Annotated in this window: 7 protein-coding genes; 5 read left to right on the forward strand and 2 right to left on the reverse strand. The window is 68.1% G+C overall.

Translation table 11 applies throughout. The annotated features are described in order from the left end of the window. Positions 1 to 606 (reverse strand): alcohol dehydrogenase catalytic domain-containing protein (locus WD271_12900; protein ID MEX1008727.1); only part of this gene is annotated, 606 nt, incomplete at its 3' end. Between the two features lie 71 nt (positions 607 to 677). Between WD271_12900 and WD271_12905 the strand changes: the two genes are divergently transcribed. The 5 genes from WD271_12905 (at position 678) to WD271_12925 (ending at position 6,363) form a co-directional block, all read left to right on the forward strand. Beyond that, entirely contained in the window at positions 678 to 1,451 is a 774-nt protein-coding gene (locus WD271_12905) for a sugar phosphate isomerase/epimerase (GenBank protein MEX1008728.1), read from the forward strand. Beyond that, a complete protein-coding gene (locus WD271_12910) occupies positions 1,448 to 2,542 on the forward strand; it encodes a Gfo/Idh/MocA family oxidoreductase (GenBank protein MEX1008729.1) in 1,095 nt (364 codons plus the stop codon). The genes WD271_12905 and WD271_12910 overlap by 4 nt, the downstream gene beginning before the upstream one ends. Positions 2,543 to 2,636: 94 nt before the next feature. Beyond that, entirely contained in the window at positions 2,637 to 3,887 is a 1,251-nt protein-coding gene (locus WD271_12915; protein MEX1008730.1) for a Gfo/Idh/MocA family oxidoreductase, read from the forward strand. Positions 3,888 to 3,896: 9 nt separating this feature from the next. Beyond that, a complete protein-coding gene (locus tag WD271_12920; GenBank protein ID MEX1008731.1) occupies positions 3,897 to 4,967 on the forward strand; it encodes an amidohydrolase family protein in 1,071 nt (356 codons plus the stop codon). A gap of 235 nt (positions 4,968 to 5,202) precedes the next feature. Then, positions 5,203 to 6,363: a DUF222 domain-containing protein gene (locus tag WD271_12925; protein ID MEX1008732.1), complete on the forward strand. Its 1,161-nt coding sequence runs from the start codon at positions 5,203 to 5,205 to the stop codon at positions 6,361 to 6,363. Between the two features lie 56 nt (positions 6,364 to 6,419). On the opposite strand, the gene WD271_12930 is transcribed toward WD271_12925, so the two are convergent. Then, positions 6,420 to 8,012, reverse strand: a 1,593-nt coding sequence (locus WD271_12930; GenBank protein ID MEX1008733.1) for a sulfatase-like hydrolase/transferase, incomplete at its 5' end; no start/stop codon positions are given.

An 8,012-nucleotide genomic window follows, 5' to 3' on the forward strand; every position in this document is an offset into this window, starting at 1 on the left:
CAGCACGTCACCGGTGCCGGTGACCACGACGGTGTCAGCACCCGCGGCGAGCACCGCCTCGAGGACCGCGAGACCCTGATGTCCCGGGCCTTCGACGACGACGGTGTGGCCCGTGCGCACGCCCGCGATCTCGACCCAGTTCACGGCGTTCGCCATCGGCTCGAACACGGTGAGCTCGGCCGCGGGCTTATCGTCACGAAGGCGGTGCAGCCGCGTGCCGGGCAGCACCACCATGTACTCGCCGTACCCACCGAAGAGGCCGCCACCGTCGTCGGTCACCGGCATCGTGTAGCCGTAGACCGCGAGCGGTGGCACTTGGCTCAACACCTCGTCGACCGCGACGCGGTCGCCTTCGTTCGCGCCGAGCTCGGCGCCGCGGCCCAAGCGCCGGACGCGGCCGACGGTCTCGTGTCCGGGCACCACGGGAAACGCGCTCGTGCCGGGGATCAGCTGCACGCCCGCGTGCTGCGCGACGTCGCTCCCGCACAGACCGACGGCCTCCACCTGCAAGACCGCGCCGCCGTCGGGCGGGTCGGGAATCGGGAACTCGCGAACCTCGTGGCGGCCGTCACCGGTGAACACCACCGCTCGGCAAGTCTGGGCCACGTCGATACGCTACGCCGCGCGCCCGCGCGTTCCGGGTGGCGCGTACTTCGCCACCGGTGTAGACCAAATCCATGAGCACATCTGCATCGGTCCCTGTCGGCGTGCAGCTCTACAGCCTTCGAGAGGAAGCTGCGGCCGACTTCCCGGCAGTGCTCGAGCGCCTGGGCTCGATCGGTTTCGTCGGTGTGGAGTTCGCCGGCTTCTACGGCTTGTCGTCGAGTGAGGTCGGCCGTGCTCTCGAAGGAACAGGCCTTCAGGTTGCAAGCGCGCACGTCGGGTTGGCCGAGGTCGACCAGTTCGCGGCCGCGCTCGACGACCACGCGGCGATCGGTTGCGACACGGTGGTGATCCCGTCCGCGCCGCACCCGGGCTTTGGCGACCTCGACGAGGTGAAGGGCACCGCCGACCTCGTCAACAATGCCAACGAGATCGCTCGCTTGCGCGGGATCACGCTCGGGTACCACAACCACTTCTGGGAGCTCTTCCCGCTCGACGACGGTCGCCCTGCGCTGTTGCACTTCTTCGAACACGTCGCGCCCGACGTGATCGCCGAGGTCGACATCTACTGGGCGCAGATCGGCGGATCCGACCCGGCCGAGATCGTCACCGAGCTCGGCGAGCGGTGCACGCTGCTGCATGTGAAGGACGGTCCGGGAGACGACCGCGCGAGCTCGAACGTGGCGGTGGGAGACGGTGTGATCGACACGCCAGGCGTGCTCGCAGCCGCGGCCTCGGCGCAGTGGCACCTCATCGAGTTCGACCGGTGCGACACGGACATGTTCGACGCGGTCGAGCGCAGCTACCAGTACCTCGTGAGCAGCGACCTTTCGCGCGGCCGGTCGTGAACCGCTTCGCAGTCGTCGGGTGCGGCATGATCAGCCGCACCTACGGCTACACACTCGGAATGTTCGACTGGGTCGAGCTGGCCGCGTGCGCCGACGTCTTTCCGGAACGGGCCGAGGAACGGGCCGAAAAGTGGGGCGCGCGCGCAATGTCGGTCGAGGCGGTGCTCGAAGACCCGGAGATCGACGCGATCGTGAACCTCACACCGCCGAAGATGCATGCCGACGTCGACCGCGCCGCGCTCACGGCCGGGAAGGCGGTGTTCAGCGAGAAGCCCCTCGGCATCACCTTCGAGGAAGGCACCGAGCTCGTGGACCTCGCGGCCGGGGCGGGCCTGCGGCTCGGTTGCGCACCCGACACCTTCCTCGGTGCCGGGCTGCAAGCCTGTCGGGGGATCATCGATCGCGGCGACATCGGCGAGCCGCTTGCCGCCAACGCGTTCATGCTCTCCCCGGGGCCGGAGCGGTGGCATCCGAGCCCGGCGATCTTCTACGAGCGCGGGGCCGGGCCGCTCTTCGACATGGGTCCGTACTACTTCACCGCGCTCGTGCAGCTGCTCGGGCCCGCGCGCCGAATCACCGCCATGGGCCGCAGAGCGCGTGAGCAGCGAGAGATCACGTCCGAACCGCTCGCGGGAACGATGATCGACGTCGAAGTGCCGACGCACGTGAGCAGCCTCGTCGAGTTCGAGTCGGGAACCATGGCCACGCTCGTCACGAGCTTCGACGCGCAGGCCTCGAACTATCGCTGCATCGAGGTGTACGGATCGGAAGCCACGCTGTCGGTGCCCGACCCGAATAGCTTCGGCGGTCCGGTGTCGATCAAGCGCCGGGGCGAGGAGGGGTGGACCGAGGTCGAACTGCCGGAGCCGAACCTGCCGCAGTTCCGCGGGATCGGTTTTGCCGAAATGCTCTGGGCGCAGCGCTCGGGCCGTCCACACCGCGCGTCGGCCGAGCTCGCGCTCCACGTGCTCGAGTTGATGTCGGCTGCGATCACATCAACCGAACAGCACCGCGCCGTCGATGTCGAGACCACCTGCGACCGCGCGATGCCGCTGCCGGTGGGCCTGCCCGAGAACACCTACGACGACTAGGGCAGCCCGAGGCGAACGGCTGCGGCGCAGGTACCCTGCGCCGCAGTGAGCCGTGGGCCGAGCGCCCCGGCGCGGAGCGCCAAGAGCGGAAATGATGGAGACACTCCGGTACGGGATCGTCGGTGCCGGGTTCGTCAGCCAGTTCCACCTGCGCGCGCTCGAAGCCGTTCGAGGCGTCGACGTCGCCGGGCTCACGTCTCGCACTCCGCCGCACGAGCTCGCCGAATCGGTGCGGGCTCGTGGGCTCGGTGATGGACAGGTGTTCGACAGCGTGCGTGAGATGGCGCAGCACGTCGACGTGGTCGCGATCTTCAGCCCGAACTTCTGTCGCGTGCCCGTGATGGAGGAGATCGCGCAAGCAGTTGGCGACGGTGCGCAGCTGCGCGGATTGATCTGCGAGAAGCCGCTCGCGCGCAACCTCACGGAAGCGGGTCGAGTCGTCGAACTTGCACGCGACATCGGCGCACCCACCGCCTATTTCGAGAACCAGATCCACATGAAGATGCTGCAGAACGCGCGCGAGCAGCTCGCTCCGGTTACCGAGGCGATGGGTCCTCTGGCGCTCGCGCGCGCGAGCGAGGAGCACGCCGGCCCGCACAACGGCTGGTTCTGGGACCCCACACTGCAGGGCGGTGGTGTGCTCTCCGACATGGGCTGCCATTCGCTCGCGGTCGGTTGGTATCTGCTCACGCCTCCGGGGCGGCCCGTCGGGTTCCTCGAGCCGCAAACCGTCGTCGCCGACGTCGGCTTGCTCAAGTGGGGGCAGCCGCGCTGGCGACGCGAGCTGCAGGAACGTCACGGAGTCGACTATGCCGCCACTCCCGCCGAAGACTTCGCGACCGGCTTGGTGACCTACCGCAACCCCGAGACCGATGCGCGCACGAAGGCCCAATTCACCGTGTCGTGGATGTACGACAAGCAGGGTCTGCGATTGCTGGTCGACGGCCTCGGACCGGGCTACGCGCTCGAAGCCAACAGCCTGCGCTCGCCGCTCGAGATCTTCATCGGAGACGCCGCGGCAGCATCGGTCGGCGACGCCGAGCTCGCGCTCGAGAAGGCGACCGCCTCGCAAGGTCTGCTCGCGGTCCAACCCAACGAACCCGATCTCTACGGATACACCGACGAGAACGTCGACGCGCTCGCGTCGTTTCGTGACGGCCACGACGGCTTGCTCGACTTCGACTACGGGCTCGAGATCGTCCGGCTCACGATGGCGGCGTACCAATCCGCGGAAGAGGGGCGCGTCGTCGACCTCACCGACACGGCGACGCGCGCCGCGCTCGACGACTACGTGCCGCTCATTCAGCAAGGCCGCGGCGCCGAGGTGCTGCGGGTCGTGACGTAGCATCGCTGCATGGCGATCGAACGGGTCATCTCCTCCGACTCGCATGTGAACGTGCGCCACGAGCAGGTGAAGGCGCACCTCGCGTCGAAGTTCCACGACGACTACGACGCCGCGCTGATGGAGTATGGGCGCGTGGTGTTCGGCGGCAACGCGGCCAAGGCCAACCGGGGCGGCGCCGAGATCCAGCACGCGTCGTGGGGGCGCGACGGGCACTTCGACCCGCACGCGCGGCTCGTCGACATGGACACCGACGGTGTCGACGTCGAGGTGCTGTATTGCGAGGTCAGCGCGTACCGGTACCTCTACCTGCTGAAGAACGGAGCGCGCGAAGCCACTCGCGCCTTCAACGACACGTTGTACGACTTCGCCTCGGCCGACCCGGGCCGGCTCGTCGTGAACTATCAGGTTCCGATCCACGACATCGACGTCGCCGTGAGCGAGGTGCAGCGCATCGCGGCGGCCGGTGGCAAGTCGCTCCAGCTCCCGGTCTTCCCGGCCGAGCTCGGTCTGCCCGACTACTTCGACGAGCGGTACAACCGGCTGTTCGCGGCGATCATCGAGACCGGTCTTCCCATCACGTGCCACATCGGGCTCAACACCGCGCTCGACGGGCTCGCGAGGCGCGACCCCACTCCGCGCCTCGCCCTCACGCTCTCGTGCACGCCGCCGACGGCCGCCGAAGCGCTGGGAATCTGGCTCCTGACCGGCATCCTCGTGCGCTTCCCGGAACTCCGCGTCGTGTTCGTCGAGCCCGGTCTCGGCTGGGTCGCGTGGTACCTCTCGTTCGTCGACGACATGGTGCTGCGCCAGGGCTACGAGTTCCCGGTGCTGGAGGGAGAGCTGCCGAGCTTCTACTACCACCGGAACATGGCGATGACGTTCATCGACGAACCGGACTCGGTTCGTTCCTTGCGGCACATCCTCGGCACCGAGAACCTGATGTGGTCGAGCGACTACCCGCATCCAGTGTCGACCTGGCCGAACTCACTGGCGACGATCAACGAAGAGCTCGCGGGCATCCCCGACGACGAGCGCGACCTCATGGTGTGGCGCAACGCCGAGCGGATCTGGAACATCTAGCGGCGTTCAACCCGTTCGGGAGATCGCGGCATGGCGCGAGACATACTGCCCTGAATGTGGGTGGCGTCGGCCAGCTACCGATCGCGACGGAACGGCGCCGACACGGAGCGACTCGATGAGCGGCCGCGGGTCGCTGTTCGCCTCCTAAAATTGGGGGTTGACAGGGCGAACGTATGTTCGTAGAGTGGCGGTGGAACTTCCCCAGGTTGGGTTTCGGCGGCGGGGAGGTGTGCGCGTGGCGAGTGTGTTCGAGGAGGCCCGGTCGGTAGCGGCCGCGTTGGAATGCCTGGTCGCACGCCTCGAGCCCGGTGCCCTGGACTCTTCCGCCGCCAAGAAGCTCGTCGACCTCTTCACCAAGTGTGAGCGCCTCTCGGTCGCGGGGCGGGGTCTGGTGGCGCGGCGGGTCGAGTCCGGGATGGCGTGGAAGCAGGAGGGGCACCGCTCCGCGGCGCACTGGCTCGCCTCGACGACGGGAGTGAGTGTGGGGTCCGCGACCAGGTCGCTGCAGACCGCTCGCGAGCTCGAAGCGCTGCCGGCGACGGCGGCGGCGTTCCGGGGCGGGGAGCTCTCCGAAGCGCAGGCATCGGAGATCGCAGCGACCGCGACGCTCGATCCCGGCGTGGAGCATCGGTTGTTGGACTCGACGCGGTCGGCGGTGTCGTTCAAAGGACTGCGCGACCAGTGCCGCGAAGCATCCGTACGGGCGCTGGACGATCAGGCAGCCGCACGACGGTTACACGAGACGCGGGCGCTCCACACCTGGACCGATCGCGACGGCGCCTACCGGATCGACGCCCGCCTCGCACCCGACGACGGCGCGTTCGTGGAACGGGCGTTGCGTGACCGCACCGACGAGATCTTCCGCGCAAAGCGTGCCGTCGGTCAGCTCGAACCACGCGTCGCGTACGCCGCCGACGCATTCGTCGCGTTGGTACGGGAGGGTCCGTGCAAGCCGATCGAGGTCCGCCTCGACGCCGACCACTCGGCGATGGTGCGCGGCTACGTGGAGCCAGGTGAACGCTGCGAGCTCGCCGGCATCGGCCCCATCCCTGTCACCATCGCCCGCGGACTGCTCGACGACGCCCGCATCACCGTTCTGGCTCGTGAAGGCACCGAGATCATCAAGGTGTCGTCACCCAAGCGGACGATTCCGGCGAAGCTGCGGCGGTGGCTGGAACGCACATACCCGGTGTGCGGAGTCGACGGGTGTGACAACGAACAACGCCTCGAGATCGACCACATCGTCCAAGTCGAGGACCACGGCCGCACCAACCAAGAGAACACTTGGCGCATCTGCTCCCACCACCACAAACTCAAGACCTACTACGGCTGGCGAGTGGTCGGAGAGCCCGGCACCCGACGACTCGTCCCACCCGACGACCCCGACCCGCCATGACCCGCGATGAGCACGAGTATGAGACTGCGCTGATCACGCCACGCCGGTGCGCTGTGTTACGCGATCCCGAGTCGCTCGTACTGCTCGCCGGGCGCGTCCACCTCGCGCAACGCCTCGCGCAGCATGTCGAGCATCTCGCGCTCGATCTGCGTGCCCACGAGATCTTCGTGCTCGTCGGGATCGTTGTCGACGTCGAAGCAGTGGTGATCGTCCACACAGTTCATGCCGGCCCAGTAGGGGAGCGCATCACCCGGCTCGAACGGCTGACGAATCACCGGCACGTCGGTGCCGGGCATGAAGTCGAGCCGCGCGCGCTTGTCCGGAGGGGCGAGGAGGGTCGGGAAGCCGTGAACCGGCATCGTCGACCAGCGGTTCGACCACATCGAGAGCGGGAAGTTGCTCCCGACGGGCCCGCGCGCGTACTTGCGGCGGCCGTCGGTGATCTGCACCCAGTTGCCGTAGACGCCACCGATCGCCCACTCGCGAATCGACCCCGCCTCTCCCGTGAGCAACGGTACGAGTGACCGGCCGTGGGTGCGGTGCTCGGGCGCAACGTCGAAGATGTCGGCGATCGTCGCGAACAGATCGACGCTGGTGGTGAGCGCGTCGCACTCGGTATCTGCAGGAACGTCCGGCCAGTGGACGAGGAGCGGCATGTGGCCGAGCGGCTCGTACTGCATCACGCCCGGCTTCCCCCAGATGTCCTTCTCACCGAGATAGTGGCCGTGATCCGTGCACACGATGACCGCGGTCGAATCCCAGAGCCCCTGGTTCTCGAGCGTGGCCGTCACGCGGCCGAACCAGTGGTCGATCATCGAGAGTTTCGCCCCGTAGTTGGCGCGGATCTGCCGACCTGCGCGTTCGGTGAGCCGGCCCTCGGCGATTGGGTTCACGTCGTACGGCGGCCAGATCAGCAGTTCGTCGCGCCAGTCGGGGTCGTACCGATGTGCCCACGGTGCGGGCGTGTCGAACGGCTCGTGCGGATCGAACTCGTCGACGAAGAGCAGCCACTTGTCGTGGTGCCGAGCCGCGCCTTCGATCCACTCGGCCGCAGCGCGCATCGTGCGTGGCCCGGGGAAGTCCTCTTCGCTGCGGAAGTACGTGCGTGACGTGTCGTACGGTCGATGGAGCCCGCGTGCAGCGCGCGCCGGCAGCACGGGCGCGCCCACCGACGTGACATCGGGATACGTTCGCCACGGGTCGCCCTCGTGACCGCGTACGTAGTCCCACGCGGTGAAGTCGCTGTGGTAGTTCTCGCCACCCGTCTCGAAGAGGTGCGGATGGTCGGACGCGAGCATGGTGACCACGCCCGCACTACGAAGACTCGCAGTGACGGGCTGCTCCCATACCTCGATCGAGCCCCACGGCTTCCAGAGGAAGTCGACCGCGCCGCACAGGATGTCGTGACGGGCGGGCATGCACGGCAAGGAGCCGGTGTAGTGGCGCGTGAATCGCACGGCGCGCGTCGCGAACGCGTCGAGGTTGGGCGTGTCGAACTCGCGGCCGCCATAGCTCCCGAGCATGTGCCGGTTGAGGCTGTCGAGCAGCACGACGACGACGTGGTCGACCGTCATCCCTGCCCGCTCTCGGTGCTTCGCACCGGGGCGCTCGGCCCCCGCCTCGTTGCGAGCCGGGGTACCCGGCTCGCG

The organism is Acidimicrobiia bacterium (genome assembly GCA_040880805.1).
In the GTDB taxonomy this organism is placed as follows: domain Bacteria; phylum Actinomycetota; class Acidimicrobiia; order IMCC26256; family DASPTH01; genus DASPTH01.

Excerpts from the sequence above, each read along its gene's own strand:
- WD271_12905 (MEX1008728.1), top strand. The coding sequence starts at position 678 with ATGAGCACATCTGCATCGGTCCCTGTCGGCGTGCAGCTCTACAGCCTT.
- WD271_12915 (MEX1008730.1), top strand. The coding sequence starts at position 2,637 with ATGGAGACACTCCGGTACGGGATCGTCGGTGCCGGGTTCGTCAGCCAG.
- WD271_12920 (MEX1008731.1), top strand. The coding sequence starts at position 3,897 with ATGGCGATCGAACGGGTCATCTCCTCCGACTCGCATGTGAACGTGCGC.